This window comes from Sorangium sp. So ce1036 (assembly GCF_051369805.1).
Lineage (GTDB): Bacteria > Myxococcota_A > Polyangia > Polyangiales > Polyangiaceae > Sorangium > Sorangium cellulosum_F.
On sequence record NZ_JBBMOX010000001.1, the window covers coordinates 9153774 to 9169601 of the forward strand.

The window sequence follows — 15828 nt, forward strand, 5'->3', positions numbered from 1 at the left end:
CGGGCGCCTCCGGCGCGCGGGGGATTACTTGGAGAAGACCTGCGCGGCCGCGAGCCCCGCGCCCTTCGTCGCCTTGAGGATCACCTTGCCCTGGCCGCCGAGCGGCGTCGGGTTCTTCCAGCAGCCGGAGGCCTTGCCGCCGAGCGTGGCCGCGGCGCCGGTGGTGCTGTCCTGCGCGAGGACCATGGCCGGCAGCCCCGGCGCGGGCTGCACGGCGAGCTGGATATCGAGCTCCTGGATCCCGAGGCCGACGCCGACGACCGCGTAGCACTTGCCGGGCGAGATGTTGAACGGCTGCTCGAGCGACTGCCCTTCCTGGAACTGCCCCGCGAACGGCCCGCCGTCCGCCTTCATCCCCGGAGCCTCCGTCGAGCCCATTCCCTGCAGGATCGGCGTGACGGCGGCCGCGGCGATGGGCGCGATCGGCGTGGCGGCGGTGCCCGCGGACGCCGGGGTGGCGGCGGTGGCGGTCGGCGTCACCGGCGCGGGCGTCGTCGGCACGGCCGAGGCGCACCACTGGCCCGGCGGGCACGGATTGGACGGGTCCGGTGTCGTCGACTCCGGGGTCGACGAGCACGCGAGCGCTCCGAGGACGGCCAGGGAGAGCGAGAGTACGTGGAAGACACGCATCATGAGAGAACGCTCCTTACAATGGGCATGAGCTCGCCCGATCACGTCACGAGGTGCCGGGGCCTTTTACACCGGCTGAGGTTCGACGTGGGAGCCGAGGTCGCCACGCATCGAACTTGACAGGGCGCGGCGTCGCCCGGGGCCGCCGCGCCGCTTTGCGCTGCGCGCGGGGCGTGCTATCCGAGATTGAGCCGCGTTCGGTCTTGCATTTCCAGGTAGTTAAGCCATATCCGTGGCCCGCGTCGGCTGCGTCGGACGGCGGTGCGCGCCCCGTGGTGGACCTCCGCAGCGTGTCTCGCCTCCTGGCCTCCACCGGCCCGGGCGGCGCGCTCATGCCGCGAGGGGCCCGTCACCGCTGAGTTCGTTGCGCCCGGCGTCGTCGCGCGGACAGCGTGCAAACGTCGGAGAAGCCATGAGCCAGGATCAGAAGCCCCCTCCCGCCGAAGGAAGCGCCCTCTGGTACAAGGACGCCATCATCTACGAGGTCCATGTCCGCGCGTTCAGCGACTCGAACGCCGACGGCATCGGCGACTTCGAGGGGCTCATCGACAAGCTCGACTATCTCCAGGATCTCGGCGTCACCGCGATCTGGCTCCTGCCCTTTTATCCCTCGCCGCTGCGGGACGGCGGATACGACATCGCCGACTACACGAACATCAACCCGGTTTACGGGACCCGGCGTGAGTTCGCCCGCCTGCTCCGCGAGGCGCACCGCCGCGACCTCCGGGTCATCACCGAGCTCGTCATCAACCACACCTCGAACGAGCACGAGTGGTTCCAGCGGGCGCGGACCGCGCCCAAGGGCTCGCGCTGGCGCGACTTCTACGTGTGGAGCGACACGCCGCACCGCTACAAGGACGCCCGGATCATCTTCAAGGACTTCGAGACGTCGAACTGGGCCTGGGACCCGGTGGCCAACGCCTATTACTGGCACCGCTTCTACTCCCACCAGCCCGATCTCAACTTCGAGAACCCCGACGTGCACGCCGCCGTGTTCAAGGTGGTCGACTTCTGGCTGGAGATGGGGGTCGACGGGCTCCGGCTCGACGCCGTGCCGTACCTCTACGAGCGCGACGGGACGAACTGCGAGAACCTGCCGGAGACCCACGAGTTCCTGCGGAAGCTGAGGCGCCACATCGACGCGAACTTCGCCGACCGCATGCTCCTCGCGGAGGCGAACCAGTGGCCGGCCGACGCCGCGGCGTACTTCGGGCAGGGCGACGAGTGCCACATGAACTTCCATTTCCCGCTCATGCCCAGGATGTTCATGGCGGTCGAGCTCGAGGACAGCTTCCCGATCGTCAACATCCTGAAGCAGACGCCGGTGGTCCACGATACCTGCCAGTGGGCGACGTTCCTCCGGAACCACGACGAGCTGACGCTCGAGATGGTGACAGACGAGGACCGGGACTACATGTACCGCGTCTACGCGCAGGAGCACACGGCGCGCATCAACCTGGGCATCCGCCGCCGGCTCGCCCCGCTCATGAAGACGCGGCGCAGGATCGAGCTGATGAACGCGCTGCTCTTCTCGCTGCCAGGGACGCCCGTCCTCTATTACGGCGACGAGATCGGGATGGGCGACAACATCTACCTCGGCGATCGCGACGGCGTGCGCACGCCGATGCAGTGGAGCGCCGACCGGAACGCCGGCTTCTCCAGGGCGAACCCGCAGAAGCTGTACCTGCCGATCATCATCGACCCCGAGTACCACTACGAGGCGATCAACGTCGAGGCGCAGCAGCAGAACCCGTCCTCGCTCCTCTGGTGGATGAAGCGGCTCATCACCCTGCGCAAGCAGAACAAGGTGCTTGGCCGCGGGACCATCGAGTTCCTGCACCCGGACAACAGCAAGGTGCTCGCGTTCATCCGCGCGTACGGCGACGAGCGGGTGCTCGTCGTGGCGAACCTCTCGCGGTACGCGCAGCACGTCGAGCTCGACCTCACGCGCTTCGCGGGCATGGTGCCCGTCGAGCTGTTCGGCAGGAACCGCTTCCCGGAGATCACGAGCCGCTGCTACCCCCTGTCGCTCGGGCGGTACGACTTCTTCTGGTTCGCGCTGGAGCCGACGACGCCGGTGGCCATCGGCGACAGCCAGGCGGCGCCCTCGCTCTCGGCGAAGGGCTCGTGGCGGGCGCTCCTCTCGACCGAGGGGCGCAAGGCGCTCGAGCCGGCGCTCGCGAAGTTCATCACGGCCCGGCGGTGGTTCCGCGGCAAGGCGCGGACCCGGCGCACCACGACGATCGCGGACGTCATCCCGCTCGCGCGCGACGAGCGGTCGCCGGCGGAGCACTACCTCCTGCTCGTGCGCATCGAGTACACGGACGGCATGCCGGAGACCTACGTCGTCCCCGTCGGCTTCGCCGCGGGCGATCGCGCGCGGGAGCTCGCGACGCGCTGGCGCAACGCGGTGATCGCGGAGGTCACGGTGCGCGACCCGGAGCCGGAGCAGGCGGCGGCCCCGGAGGGGATCCTGCACGACGCGCTGGCGACCCCGGAGTTCGCCGCGCTGCTCCTCACCGCGATCCGGACGCGCGCGGTCGCGACGGGCAAAGCCGGCGAGCTCCACGCGTTGCCGCTCCTCGACCTCGAGACGCTCGGCGCGGAGGGCGAGCTCCTGGCGCGCATCTCCGAGAGCGAGCAGAGCAACACGACGATCATCTACGGCGACAAGCTGCTCCTCAAGGTGTTCCGGCAGGTGGAAGAGGGCATCAACCCGGAGCTCGAGATCGGCAAGTTCCTGACGGAGCAGGAGTTCGCCTTCACGCCGCGGCTCGCCGGGGCGCTGGAGTACCAGGGCCGCGGCCGCGAGTCGACCGCGGTGGCGATGCTCCAGGAGTACGTGCCGAGCCAGAGCGACGCGTGGACGAGCACGCTCGAGTCGCTGAACCGCTATTTCGAGCGGGTGCTCGCCGACGAGGAGTCCGTGAAGGCGAGCGCGCCGCCGATGCCGGCCGGCACGATCCTCGACGCCTCGCGCGTGACGCCGCCTGCGCTGGTGACCCAGCTGATGGGGAACGACCTCGTCAGGATGCGGCTGCTCGGCGAGCGCACGGCGCAGCTCCACCTCACGCTGGCGGGGCCGAGCAAGGATCCCGCGTTCGGGCAGCAGCCGTTCACGACGCTGCACCAGCAGTCGCTGTTCCAGTCGGCGCACGGCATGCTGGCGCGCACCTTCGGGCTGCTCCGGAAGCGCGAGCGCGCGCTCCCCGACGGCGTGCGCGAGCACGCGGCGGCGATGCTCCAGCGCGAGGCCGAGATCGACGCGAAGCTCCAGCAGATCTTGTCGAGGAAGTTCGACGTCACCCGCATCCGGTCGCACGGCGACTTCCACCTCGGCCAGGTGCTCTCGACGGGCGATGATTTCATCCTGATCGATTTCGAGGGGGAGCCGGCGAGGCCGCTCATCGAGCGCCGCTACAAGCGATGCCCCCTCCGGGACGTGTCGGGGATGCTGCGCTCGTTCGACTACGCCGGCGCGTCGGCGCTCCGGGACGGGCGCCTCCGGCCCGAGGACGTCGCCGCGCTCAAGCCGTGGACCGACGCCTGGGTGGCCTGGATCTCCGCGAGCTACCTCGCGGGGTACGTGGAGACGGTCACGCGCGCCCATGCGACGGCGGAGACGCGGGCCGACGAGACGGCGCCGATCGTGCCGGCCAGCGACGCGGACACGGTGCTTCTGCTCGACTTCTACATGCTCGAGAAGTGCATCTACGAGGTCGGCTACGAGCTCAACAACCGGCCTGACTGGCTGGACATCCCGCTGCGCGGGCTGGAGCAGCTGATCGCGCCTCGGGCGTGATCAGAAACCCGGCTCTTCCCCTCCCCTCCCCGCCGCCATCAGGACGGCTGTCTCTGCTAGGCCGCCGGCCTGCGCCGACGCAGGGCAGCCTCGGGAGCGCGGTCGACCTGCACCTCGGTCAGGAGGCCTCATCCAGTGAGCGGTATATGGCGAGGCAGCTTGGGACCTTGCATTGCCTTGGCCCTTCTAATCACGCAGGAGCGCGCGGAGATCGTCGCGTCGGGCAACGGCGTCGCGGTGAGGGGGGTGTGGTAGAAAGGTCCACGCCCTTCACGTAGCAGGGGGCCTCTCGCGCTCGGCCCGGTCGATCTCCTCGAGCACCTCCTCCGGCCGGACATCCTTCTTCAGCTCCTCCAGGCTCTGGTCGGGTCCGTCGGTGACGCCGAGGCGGCGGGCGATACCGTCCACGAGGCCGATCAGGCGCGTGATCTCGTGCTCGGCGAGGAGGTTGACCTGAAGATCCAGATCAGCCCTCTTGTCCGCGAGCGCCTGCATCCGGTTCTGGCTGATGAGCACGAAGGTGGACAGGAAGATCGCCTCGACCGATGCGATCATCGCCAGCATCACGAACGGGAAGGGGTCGAACGGCCGGATCGCGGGGACGACGCCCAGGTTCACGAGGATCCAGCCGCCGACCAGGAGGGCATGGATATAGACGAACGTCATGCTCCCCGCGAAGCGGGTGATCGCGTCGGCGATCAGCTCTTGACGGCTCTTCTGCCTCTCCAGCTCCCCGCGGACGGTGGTGAGGGTCTCGATGTTGCGCCGGACCAGGCCGTTCACCTCGCTCGAGCCCGCCTGGCGGCCATTCTGCTTCTTATCCATGGTGGCCTCCCTGGATGCAAGCTCCGTCCCCGCGGCGCGCTCCGCGCAATCCCGGCGGCGGAGGCGAGGCCGGCGCTGGACGACGCGGGACGCACCGGTATCCTCCAGCGTCGGTGGAGCGATGATCCGGCTGGAGCTCGCGGGCGCGCACACGCGGCTACACTCGACGTTGTGCGGCGCGTGTCCGCAGGGGCCGACCGGCTGCTGCGCGAGCCCGCCGGGCGTCGAGTGGTCGGACATCGGAAGGATCGTGTCGCTGGGCGGCGCAGGCTGGCTGCTCGAGCAGATGGCGGCAGGCACCTTGCGCGCCGGCCCGCGCGGCCTGCTCATCCTCCGCGTCGCGCCGCAGGGGAGCGACGGCCAAGCGCCGCCAAAGAGGTGCGCTTTTCACGGTCCCGAGGGCTGCACCATCCCACCGTGGCGGCGCGCGGCGACCTGCAATTACTACATCTGCGATGATGCCTTCGCGCACGGCGGCGAGCCCCGCGGCGACGCAGCCGCGCTGGCCGGCCGAAAGGCGCACGACGCGCTCGTGGACCTCTACGGCAACTGGGACCTCGAGCTCGCCGACCGCATCCGCGCCGCCTGGCCCGACGGCCCCCCATGGAATCAGGATTTTCTCCACTGGCTCGGTCGAGAATACGGTCGCCTCGCCGCCAGGGCGGAATCGACGGGCTGCCCATCGTTGTTTCCCACGAAGACGGGAAGGCGCTCATAGAGCGTCGAACCGTGACCTTGCTTACAGCGCACCTCGCACCGGAAGAGAACTGCGCCCCCACTTTACGCCTTAGACATAAGACAACAGTAGGCCGCATCACCGGACGTGATTTCCTGCCGGGGTTCGTTTGACGTACGCGACGCTGGGACGTACTCGTGCCCTGGAACGCTTGGACGCGTCCAGCGACAACTCTCTGTCCGCTCGGATCGCGCCAGGAAAGGACACTCATGTCACGGTGGTTGAAGCTCTCTTTGGTGGCCCTTGGCGCCGGTGCTCTGCTGTCGGCCTGCGGCGACGACGGCGAATCGCCCTCTGAATCGACCACGACCCCCGCGCGCGCCGAGGCGCAGATCCAGGGGATGAACTCCAGCCCGCTGAGCGGCACGGCGACCTTCACGCAGACCGGAGACGAGGTGACGCTCACCATCACGCTGGAGGGCTGCCCTGCTGGCGAGCACTCCGCTCATCTCCACGCGAACAAGAGCTGCGATGAGAACGGGGACGCCGCAGGCGGCCACTGGATCCCCAACGGGGAAGGGCTCGGCAGCTTCACCTGCGACGCGAGCGGCCAGGGCACGCAAACGATCACGCGCGCGACCGACGTCTGGACCATCGGGGACGCCAGCGCCACGGACGTGACCCAGTTCTCGATCGTCGTGCACGCGGCGGCCGATCCGGACGCGGGCGGCCGCATCGGCTGCGGCCTGATCGACCTGGAGTGAGCGCGCCCCCCGACGGCCGCCGGCCGGCGCTGCGCTCCGGGCGCGGGCGCCCTGCTTCAGGGGCGTCGCCCGCTCTCGTGAGGGCGAAGCGTGACCGATCGCTCGAGGACGTCTGACGCGGACAGCGGCAGATACAGCGTCGCATCGTGACAGCCGGCCCTGGACACCACCAGGATCTGCGTCCCCGGAGGTAGCTCCACGCTGAGCGGCGTCTTGCCGAGCACGTTCCCGTTCCAGCTCACGTACGCGTCCGAGGGGTCGCTCTGGATCGTCACCTTGGCCTTCGGCCCGAGGGTCGCCGGGTCGACCGGCGGCTCGAGGCGCTCCTGCGCCTGCGCGTGGGCGTTTTCCTGCGCGCTGCCGTGAATCATCCCGCCGATGCCCGCGGCCACCAGCGCGGCCACGCCGAGCGCCGAGGCGAGGTACCCGCGCTGCCGCCACGACGAGGTGCGGCCCACCGCCGCGCCCAGGCTGTCGGGCTCGGGCGCCGACGGCTCGCGCTGCTGCGGGCCCGAGTGGCTCTGGTCGCTGATGACGGGCAGCCCCGCCCCGGTGGTGGAGGGCCACATCGACCGGCTCATCCCCATCACCATCGAGGCGCGGGGGAACTCGCCCACCATCGACGGGCGAGGGAGATCGCCGGTGATGTCGAGCGACGTCAGGTACTCGAACTGCGCCGTGACCTGCTGGCGCACGAGCGCCCGGCTCTCCGCGAACATCTCGAGCACATGAGCGCCGAGCTGCTCCGTCCGGACGTCCTCGCCCGAGGCCGCGAGGTAGCTCTCCAGCGCGTCGCCCATCTCCTGCGCGGTGGCGTACCGCCGATCCGGGTCGCGCTGGAGGGCCCGCGCCACGATCTCATCGAGCGCCGGGTCGATGTCCGGCACGACGGTCGAGACCCGAGGGATGTCCCGCGTGAGCAGCTGATGCATCACGCAGACATGGTCGCCGTCGAACAGCCGGCGCATCGCCAGGAGCTCCCAGAGCACGATGCCGATCGCGAAGATGTCGGCCCGCCGGTCGACGTCCTCGCTCGCCATGGCCTGCTCGGGCGCGGCGTACGCCATCTTCCCCTTGAACGTGCCGTTCTCGGTCCGCGAGGCGTTGAGCGTCGCCTTCGCGACGCCGAAATCGACGATCTTCACCACCCCGTCGTACGTGACGAAGATGTTGTGCGGCGAGACGTCGCGGTGCACGATGCCGAGCAGCCGGCCGTCGAAATCCGTGAGCTCATGCGCGTAATGGAGCCCGCGCAGCGCCTCGACGATGATCCTGATCCATGTCGCGCGCGTGAAGCTCGCGGCGCCAGGACAGCCGCTCACCACCGCCCTCACGATGTCCCGGAGCGGCTGGCCCTCCAGGTACTCCATCACGATGAAGTAACTGCCGCTCTCGCCCCCGACCTCGTAGGTCTGGACGACGTTCGGGTGGTTCAGCCGCGCCGACAGCTTCGCCTCGTCCAGGAACATCAGGACGTAGCGCGGATCGTCCGCCATCCCGACGCGGAGGCACTTGACTACAACGAGCTTGTTGAACGACCCCGGCCCGCGGGAGACGGCGAGGAACACATCCGCCATCCCACCGCGACCCAACTTTGCAACCAGGCGGTACCTACCAAGCAAGCTATTACTCGCTTGCTTGTTTGCAGAGATGATTTGACCGCCTGCATTCACGACATCCCCCGCTATAAGAGCTTAATTACTCCGTTAACGGTGAGTTTGCAAAGACTTTTATATACGGAAACCCGTCCGGCAAGATCGGGACATTTGCCGCATCGCTCCATCGTCGCACCGCAGCAATCTGGCGCGACGCTTCATCTCGGTCGAGCAGCGGAATGTCAGGACGTGACCGGCGGTGAGGCTCGAAGCCGCATCATGTAATCACTCACACAGAAGCTGCACGGCAGGGCTCCCGGCGTTCGGTCACAGCATCATTCTGCACGGTGGTTTCACGAGAGGGTCCCGCGCCGCGGTGATGGCGTCGGCTCGCCGGGCGCCGCCTCCAGCGACGACCGCGCGGTGCGCGCGGCGCCGGCGAAGAGGCGAATCCGTGGCGGCGGCGGCAGGGCTCGTCATCGCTCACGGGCAGGCTGCCTCGTGCATCGACGCTCCTTGCGGCGGTCTCGCCCGCGGCTCGAGGAGGCGATACGTCGAAAAGGTGCTGCCTCGTACACGGAGAAGACAGGGCTGTTGGGCGCCAAAGGAGACGCGGCATTCGTTTCCGCCCTGTGCATAAGAGCGCCTTTCAGCCCATCGAGGACTGCGTCATTACCCAGTCGCGCGCTCTCTCATCATGTCTCCTCCGGCGGGAGCATCCTTCGTTGTCCGCGCGCACCCGATCGACCGTGCTCGCGGTCCTCGGGGCCCGCTCCGCGTGCCTCCGTTCCGCCTCGCCGCCCCCCTGTCCGCCCCGACCTGCCCCCCTGTTGTGCCGCTCACGATCCGCCTGCAACGTACCGGCGGGGCGGCCCGGCGCGCGGAGCTCAGCCGGCGACGTCGAGCTTGCGGCCGGACGGTTGGTTGATGTCCGCGAAGAAGTCGTTGCCCTTGTCGTCGACCACGATGAAGGCGGGGAAATCCTCGACCTCGATCTTCCAGACCGCCTCCATGCCGAGCTCGGGATACTCGAGCACCTCGACCTTCTTGATGCAGTCCTTGGCGAGGCGCGCGGCCGGGCCGCCGATCGAGCCCAGGTAGAAGCCGCCGTGCTTCTTGCAGGCCGCGGTCACGGCCGGCGAGCGGTTGCCCTTCGCGAGCATGACGTAGCTGCCGCCGCTCGCCTGAAACAGGTCGACATACGCGTCCATGCGGCCCGCCGTCGTGGGCCCGAACGAGCCGGAGGCGTAGCCGGCCGGCGTCTTGGCCGGCCCCGCGTAATAGACCATGTACTCCTGCATGTAGCCCGGCATGCCCTCGCCGCGGTCGAGGCGCTCCTTGATCTTCGCGTGCGCGATGTCGCGCGCGACGATCATCGGCCCGGTCAGCGAGAGCCGCGTCCGGATGGGGTACTTCGAGAGCTCCGCCCGGATCTCGCGCATCGGGCGGCGGAGATCCAGCCTCACGACCTCGCCCCCGAGCTCCGCGTCGGTCGTGTCGGGCAGGTACTTCGCGGGATCGGCCTCGAGCTGCTCGAGGAAGATGCCCTCGCGCGTGATCTTGCCGAGCGCCTGCCGGTCCGCGGAGCAGGACACGGCGATGCCCACGGGGCACGAGGCGCCGTGGCGCGGCAGGCGGATGACCCGCACGTCGTGGCAGAAGTACTTGCCCCCGAACTGGGCGCCGATCCCGGTCCGCTGCGCGAGCTCGAGCACCTTCTGCTCGAGCTCGCGGTCGCGGAAGCCGCGCCCGCGCGCGTTGCCCTCGGCCGGCAGCGTGTCGAGGTAGCGCGCCGAGGCGAGCTTCGCGACCTTGAGCGTGTACTCGGCCGAGGTCCCGCCGACGACGATGGCGAGGTGGTACGGCGGACACGCCGCCGTGCCGAGCGCGCGGATCTTGGCCTCGACGAACGAGAGCAGGCTCTCGGGGTTCAGGAGCGCCTTGGTCTCCTGGTACAGGTAGCTCTTGTTCGCGGAGCCGCCGCCCTTCGCCATGAACAGGAGCTTGTAGGCGTCGCCGTCGGTCGCGAAGATCTCGATCTGCGCCGGGAGGTTGTCGTTCGTGTTCACCTCCCGGTACATGTCGAGCGGCGCGAGCTGCGAGTAGCGGAGGTTCTGCGCGCGGTAGGTGTCGAAGACGCCGCGCGCGAGCGCCGCCTCGTCGCCCCCGCCCGTGAAGACCTGCTGGCCCTTCTTGCCCATGATGATGGCGGTGCCGGTGTCCTGGCAGGACGGGAGCACGCCGCCCGCGGCGATGTTCGCGTTCTTGAGGAGCTCGAGGGCGACGAAGCGATCGTTCGAGGAGGCCCCGGGATCGCCGAGGATCCTCGCGAGCTGCGCGAGGTGCCCGGGCCGGAGCAGGTGGGCGATGTCGCGCATCGCCTCGCGCGCGAGCAGGGTGAGGCCCTCCGGCTCGACCTTGAGGAACGTCGTGCCAGCGGCCTCGAAGGTGGAGACATGGTCCCGGCTGACGAGGCGGTAGGGCGTCTCGTCGTGGCCGAGCGGCAGCATGTCCTGGTACTGGAAGTCGGTCATCGTTCGGGTCTCCGGGTGCGTGGACGCTGCGGGCCCTGCTTCTTTGCATGGCTCCGGCCCCGGGCTCAACACCCGCCGCGCCGGGCTGCGGGGCGCCGCTCCGCCGGCCGTCACGCCGGAAGCGCGCGCAGGACGTCGTCGAGGTGGGCCGAGACCGACCGCAGGAGCAGATCCCGGGCGCTCCGCAGGAAGAAGTGCCCCCCGGGGAACATCTCGACCGTGAAGGGCCCCCGGGTGTGCTCGCGCCAGGCCTCGAGCTCGGCGCGGCCCGCGCGGTCGTCCGCGAGGCCCCCGAACGCGGAGATGGGGCACTCGAGCGGGGGCTCGGCCACGAACGGCTCGGCCTCGTTGACGGCCACGTCCGCCCGCAGGATGGGCAGGAACATCGCCAGCAGCTCCGGCTCGCGCAGGATCTCCTCGGGCGTGCCGCCCAGCGCGCGGATCCACGAGAGAAACTCGCGATCTGGCAGGTCGTGCGCCGGATCGGAGATGGGCAGGTGCGGCGCGCGCCGCCCGGACACGAGGAGGCGGCGCGGGAGCGGGGCGCCCCGGCGGCGCAGCTCCCGCGCGAGCTCGAAGCTCACCAGCGCGCCGAGGCTGTGGCCGTAGAAGGCGAACGGCCTCGTCATCCAGGGCGCGAGCCCGGTCGCGAGCGCCCGGACGAGCGGCGTCAGGCGCTCGAACGGCGGCTCGCTCATGCGCGCCTCGCGGCCAGGGAGCCGGACCGCGCAGAGCTCGACCTGCGGAGGGAGCTGGTGCGGCCAGGTGCTGAACACCGACGCGCTCCCGCCCGCGTACGGAAAGCAAAAGAGGCGGAGCCGGGCCGCGGGGTTGGGCCGCGGACGGCCGATCCAGATGTCGGAGATCGATTCCATGCTCATGACGCGGGGCCGGAGAGCGCTCGCCCCGCTCGGGCTCGCGCCGTTACCATTTGCTGCCGAGCGCGACCCGGAGGGTGGCGACCTTCCCTTGATCCAGGCCAAAGCCGAGGTCGTCGTCCAGCGCGACCAGCGCGCCGACGCGGGTGAAGGAGCCCTTCACGGGCGGCTCCCAGGCGACGAACGGCTCCGCCGCGAGCTGGGCGGAGTTGCTGGAGGACGTGGGGAACGCCGCCTGAAAACGCATGCCGAGGCCGAAGCTCCCGAGCGGGCGAAACTCGACCTCGTTGCCCTGCTCGAGCACGGTCTTCGTGCTCCGGTCGTCCTCGGTCGGGATGAAGACCTGGCCCGCCAGATCGTGGGTGAGGTACAGCACCTTGCCAATGCGTATCTCCGTGCCGATGCGCGCCCGGAAGGCCATGTGCCCGAGCAGCACGCGCTGGGCGTCGAAGTAGGCCCGCGCGGGGAAGTTCGCCACCGCCGGGACCTCGACGCCCAGGCTGGGGTCCGGGTGGAGCGGGAACGTCCCGCTGACGCCGCCGAAGAGCGCGAGGCTGCCCAGCACGTTGCCGGCGTAGTGGAGCCCGACCGTGGGGTTACCCAGCAGAAACCTCGTGTACTCTCCGGTGCTCGAGAAGCGCTCGCCGAACAGATCGGTCGAGTGCCGCCCCGAGACGTCGCCGTAGATGAACGGCATCTCCAGGTCGAGGTGCAGGCCCGCGAAGAGCTTGTACTGCGCGGCGGCGGTGATGGTGATGCCGAGCCGGCTGGACTCCACCACCTCGGTCTCGCCCCCGGCCGCCCCCGCGCCCGGGATGCGCTCCTCGAGCGACGTGCCGAGGACGTCGACCTCGATCGCGAACCGGCCGCCCTGGGTCTTCGCCCAGCGCTCCTTCAGCGTGTCCGTGATGGGGGGCCTCCGCTCCGCCTCCTGGGCCAGCGCAGGCGTGGCCAGACAGAGCATGAGGAGCAGGGTGCCAAGAGACGATCGGGTCGTGCTCACCTGGGATCTCCCATCTCGTTCTCGACTCGAGGTCTCTCTGGGCGATTGACCCACCTTGTCGCACCGCGCCCCGCCACGTTGCACGGGCGAGGCCCCGTGAGCTGCGGCGATCGACGGATCAATGCAGCTCCGGCGCGCTGGATGCAAGCATTTTGACCGCGGTTCACGTGCTCCGCCGCCCGCCCAGGCGGCCGAGACGGGGCCCGTCCGCGACCGGGCGCCGCGACGCCTTGCGTCGACACGCGCGGCTCCGGGGGGCCGCCTGCTCGCGCGTCGCCATCGCTGGCCCTCCTGGAGTCGAGCGGGCGCTCGCCGACCGGACCCCGGGCGCCCAGCACACGTAACATGCCTGCAGCGCCACGGTCACGATCACAGGGCATCTTCTCCGCGCGCATCGTTCATGGTCGCTCCTGCAGTCGAGTCGCCATGGAGGTTGCCTCCGACGCTCAGGTACGGACGAGATCATCGCCCCGCCGTCGCTTTCGGCCGAGGCGCGAAGAGCGGCGTCCGCGCCGCGATCGTCAGGAGCCGGACGCATTCAGGGATTCGACAGCCTCCACGGCGGACCGCGATGACCGACGTCAGGACTCCATTTCGCCCTCGCGCGCTCGCGCTCCTCGTCGCCGCCGGCGCGGCGCTCTCTGCCGGCCGCGCGGCCGCCGAGCCGGGGCGCGAGAGGGCGGCGCCGGCGGTCTTCGCGAGCGAAGCCGAGGCCGCGTCCAGGTTCCAGCGCGGCGTGGTGCTCTATCAGGAAGGCGACTTCGCCCCGGCGCTCATCGAGTTCCGCCGCGCCCACGAGCTCGCGCCGAACTACCGCGTCCTCTACAACATCGCGCAGGTCCACTACATGCTGGGCGAATACGCCGAGGCGCTGCGCGCGTTCGAGCAGTACCTCGAGCAGGGCGGCGCGGCGCTGAAGGCCGAGCGCAGGACCGCGGTGGAAGCGGAGATCGCGCGGCTCCGGCTCCGCGTGGGCACGCTCGCGCTCACGGCGAACGCCGACGGCGTGGAGATCGCGATCGACGACGTGCCGATCGGCAAGACGCCGCTCGCGGCGCCGGTGCCCGTCAGCTCCGGGCGGCGCAGGGTGGTCGCCTCGAAGGACGGCCGGTCCGCCGTGCGCATCGTGGAGGTCGCCGGCGGTGAGCACCTCGAGATCCGGTTCGATCTGCCGGCGCGCCCGCGTCCCACCGAGCCGCTGCGCCCCGCCGCCGACCGGGGGGCGTCCACGACTCCGGCGCGCGGCGGCGCCTCCGCCGCGGGGCCGGCGGTCCCCCTGTGGCCCTGGGCGGCGACCGCCGTCCTCGCGGCCGGCGCGGGGGTCAGCGGCGCGCTCGCCCTCACGACGACGAGCGCGCTCACGACCCGGCGGGAGACGTTCGGCTCGACGAGGGAGGAGCGCGAGGCGCTCGACGACAGGCGCAGGGCGCTCTCGCTCGCCGCGGACGCCCTCGCCGGGGCGGCGGTCGTGATGGGCGGCGTGTCGCTGTACCTCACGCTCGCGCGCGGAGGGCCGGCTCCAGCGGCCGAGCGCGGCGCCCGCGGCTCCGCCCGGGCGGGCCGCGCCGCGATCACGCTCACGCCCGCGGGCGTGCGCATCCAGGGCGCGTTCTGATGCCGGCGCGACGCCCAGAGCGGCTTCGGTCCGCGCGCGGCCGCGCGCGAGCGGCGCTCCCCTTCGCCGCGCTCGCCTGCGCCGGCGCCTGCTCCGTCCTGCTCGAGGGGGGCGCCGAGCAGTGCGCGTCGGACGCGGATTGCGCTCGCTTTCCCGGGTCCGTGTGCGATGTGGCGCAGGCGACGTGCGTGCGCCCCGGCCCCGGCGCGACGAGCTCGGGCGGCGGCAGCGCGCCGTCCTGCGAGGCCGCCGAGAAGCCCGTCGCCGAGCTCAGCGGCGACGTCACGAAGGATTTCACGCTGACGTGCAATCGCCACTACCTGCTGAAGGGGACCGTGCTGGTCACGCCCGGCGCGACGCTGACGATCGAGAAGGGGACGACCCTCCTCGGCGACAGCGATCCGCTGAGCCCAGGAATCCTGGCCATACAGCCCGGAGCGAAGCTCGTGGCCGTCGGGACGCCGGAGGAGCCGATCGTCTTCACGAGCGCGCTGCCGGAAGGCCTCAGGGAGCGGGGCGACTGGGGCGGCGTCATCCTCCTCGGGAGAGCGCCCGCCAACCTCCGGGACGCGGAGGGCGCCCCGACCCGCGGCAGGATCGAGGGGCTGGATCGAGGTGGTGAGTACGGCGGAGACGACGTCGACGACTCGAGCGGGATCCTCAAATACGTGCGCATCGAGTACAGCGGCTTCGCCATCGCGCCCAACAACGAGGTCAACGGGCTCACCTTCGGCGGCGTCGGCAAGGGGACGATCGTCGACCATGTCCAGGTCCGCCACACGGCGGACGATTGCTTCGAGTTCTTCGGCGGCACGGTCGACGCGAAGTACCTGGCCTGCCAGCACGCCGGCGACGACGGCTTCGACTGGGATAATGGATTCCGCGGCCGGCTCCAGTTCCTCGTCCTGCAACAGGAGCCGTCCCTCGCCGACGAGATGAACGGGTTCGAGGGCGACAACGACGCGCTCGGCACCACGAACAGCCCGGTGAGCGAGCCGACCATCTACAATGCCACGCTCTGCGGCAAGAACCGGGAGGTGGACCTGGAGCAATACGGGATATTGCTCCGGCGCGGCACGAGGGCGCGCATCCTCAATACCGTGGTCACGGGCTTCGAGTCAGGGCTCGATGTCCGGGACGCGGCGGGCGAGATCGAGATCGAGATCGAGAGCTCGGTCTTCTTCGGCAACCTGGTCCACAACCTGGCCTATCCGGAGCCGGCAGGCTCGGTCCAGGACGACGACGAGGGCTTCGACGAGGCCGCGTTCCTGCTCGACCCCGCGCGCGGGAACCGCGAGGTCGACCCGCGGATCCCGGACTGCTTCAACGCCGATGGCCCGGAGTTCGGGCCCTCGTCGCCGCTCACCGAGGGCGCAGCCACCCCGCCGGACGACGGGTTCTTCGACGCGACGGCGACGTACGTCGGCGCGTTCCGCGACGCGGACGATCGGTGGGCGACGACCGGCGCCTGGGCCGTCTGGAACAGGAAGTGAGCGCCATCGGGGA

At 70.3% G+C, this 15828-nt stretch carries 11 protein-coding genes; 5 read left to right on the forward strand and 6 right to left on the reverse strand.

Features of this window, described 5'->3' with window-relative positions; translation table 11 throughout:
- Positions 1 to 24 precede the first annotated feature (24 nt).
- Entirely contained in the window at positions 25 to 633 is a 609-nt protein-coding gene (locus tag WMF31_RS34390; protein WP_436605996.1) for a hypothetical protein, read from the reverse strand.
- A gap of 409 nt (positions 634 to 1042) precedes the next feature.
- Here WMF31_RS34390 and treS point away from each other — a divergent pair, with 409 nt between their 5' ends.
- Entirely contained in the window at positions 1043 to 4432 is a 3390-nt protein-coding gene (gene treS / locus WMF31_RS34395) for a maltose alpha-D-glucosyltransferase (protein ID WP_436605997.1), read from the forward strand.
- Positions 4433 to 4702: 270 nt separating this feature from the next.
- Here the strand turns inward: treS and WMF31_RS34400 are convergent, their stop codons facing one another.
- The gene (locus WMF31_RS34400; RefSeq protein WP_436605998.1) at positions 4703 to 5257 is read right to left on the reverse strand and encodes a DUF1003 domain-containing protein; all 555 of its coding nucleotides are present in this window, start codon (positions 5255 to 5257) and stop codon (positions 4703 to 4705) included.
- A 121-nt stretch (positions 5258 to 5378) separates the two neighbouring features.
- Here WMF31_RS34400 and WMF31_RS34405 point away from each other — a divergent pair, with 121 nt between their 5' ends.
- Positions 5379 to 5975 carry a hypothetical protein gene (locus WMF31_RS34405; protein ID WP_436605999.1) on the forward strand — a complete coding sequence of 199 codons (597 nt, stop codon included), beginning with the start codon at positions 5379 to 5381 and terminating at the stop codon, positions 5973 to 5975.
- Positions 5976 to 6202: 227 nt separating this feature from the next.
- The gene (locus tag WMF31_RS34410; protein WP_436606000.1) at positions 6203 to 6697 is read left to right on the forward strand and encodes a superoxide dismutase family protein; all 495 of its coding nucleotides are present in this window, start codon (positions 6203 to 6205) and stop codon (positions 6695 to 6697) included.
- A gap of 56 nt (positions 6698 to 6753) precedes the next feature.
- Here WMF31_RS34410 and WMF31_RS34415 read toward each other — a convergent pair whose 3' ends face one another.
- The 4 genes from WMF31_RS34415 to WMF31_RS34430 form a co-directional block, all read right to left on the reverse strand.
- A complete protein-coding gene (locus WMF31_RS34415) occupies positions 6754 to 8274 on the reverse strand; it encodes a protein kinase domain-containing protein (RefSeq protein ID WP_436606001.1) in 1521 nt (506 codons plus the stop codon).
- A 905-nt stretch (positions 8275 to 9179) separates the two neighbouring features.
- A complete protein-coding gene (locus tag WMF31_RS34420) occupies positions 9180 to 10826 on the reverse strand; it encodes a fumarate hydratase (RefSeq protein ID WP_436606002.1) in 1647 nt (548 codons plus the stop codon).
- 110 nt (positions 10827 to 10936) lie between these two features.
- Positions 10937 to 11707: a thioesterase II family protein gene (locus tag WMF31_RS34425; RefSeq protein ID WP_436606003.1), complete on the reverse strand. Its 771-nt coding sequence runs from the start codon at positions 11705 to 11707 to the stop codon at positions 10937 to 10939.
- A 43-nt stretch (positions 11708 to 11750) separates the two neighbouring features.
- Positions 11751 to 12707, reverse strand: coding sequence for a hypothetical protein (locus WMF31_RS34430; protein ID WP_436606004.1), 957 nt, complete (start codon positions 12705 to 12707; stop codon positions 11751 to 11753).
- Between the two features lie 571 nt (positions 12708 to 13278).
- Here WMF31_RS34430 and WMF31_RS34435 point away from each other — a divergent pair.
- Positions 13279 to 14322, forward strand: a complete 1044-nt coding sequence (locus WMF31_RS34435) for a tetratricopeptide repeat protein (RefSeq protein WP_436606005.1) — start codon at positions 13279 to 13281, stop codon at positions 14320 to 14322.
- Entirely contained in the window at positions 14322 to 15815 is a 1494-nt protein-coding gene (locus tag WMF31_RS34440) for a T9SS C-terminal target domain-containing protein (RefSeq protein WP_436606006.1), read from the forward strand. The genes WMF31_RS34435 and WMF31_RS34440 overlap by 1 nt, the downstream gene beginning before the upstream one ends.
- The last annotated feature ends 13 nt before the right edge of the window (positions 15816 to 15828 follow it).

What these genes read in the sequence shown, in the direction of transcription:
- WMF31_RS34415 (WP_436606001.1), bottom strand. Translation starts at nt 8,274, where the DNA reads ATGGCGGATGTGTTCCTCGCCGTCTCCCGCGGGCCGGGGTCGTTCAAC.
- WMF31_RS34400 (WP_436605998.1), bottom strand. Translation starts at nt 5,257, where the DNA reads ATGGATAAGAAGCAGAATGGCCGCCAGGCGGGCTCGAGCGAGGTGAAC.
- WMF31_RS34420 (WP_436606002.1), bottom strand. Translation starts at nt 10,826, where the DNA reads ATGACCGACTTCCAGTACCAGGACATGCTGCCGCTCGGCCACGACGAG.
- WMF31_RS34435 (WP_436606005.1), top strand. Translation starts at nt 13,279, where the DNA reads ATGACCGACGTCAGGACTCCATTTCGCCCTCGCGCGCTCGCGCTCCTC.
- WMF31_RS34440 (WP_436606006.1), top strand. Translation starts at nt 14,322, where the DNA reads ATGCCGGCGCGACGCCCAGAGCGGCTTCGGTCCGCGCGCGGCCGCGCG.
- WMF31_RS34410 (WP_436606000.1), top strand. Translation starts at nt 6,203, where the DNA reads ATGTCACGGTGGTTGAAGCTCTCTTTGGTGGCCCTTGGCGCCGGTGCT.
- WMF31_RS34425 (WP_436606003.1), bottom strand. Translation starts at nt 11,707, where the DNA reads ATGAGCATGGAATCGATCTCCGACATCTGGATCGGCCGTCCGCGGCCC.
- treS (WP_436605997.1), top strand. Translation starts at nt 1,043, where the DNA reads ATGAGCCAGGATCAGAAGCCCCCTCCCGCCGAAGGAAGCGCCCTCTGG.
- WMF31_RS34405 (WP_436605999.1), top strand. Translation starts at nt 5,379, where the DNA reads ATGATCCGGCTGGAGCTCGCGGGCGCGCACACGCGGCTACACTCGACG.
- WMF31_RS34390 (WP_436605996.1), bottom strand. Translation starts at nt 633, where the DNA reads ATGATGCGTGTCTTCCACGTACTCTCGCTCTCCCTGGCCGTCCTCGGA.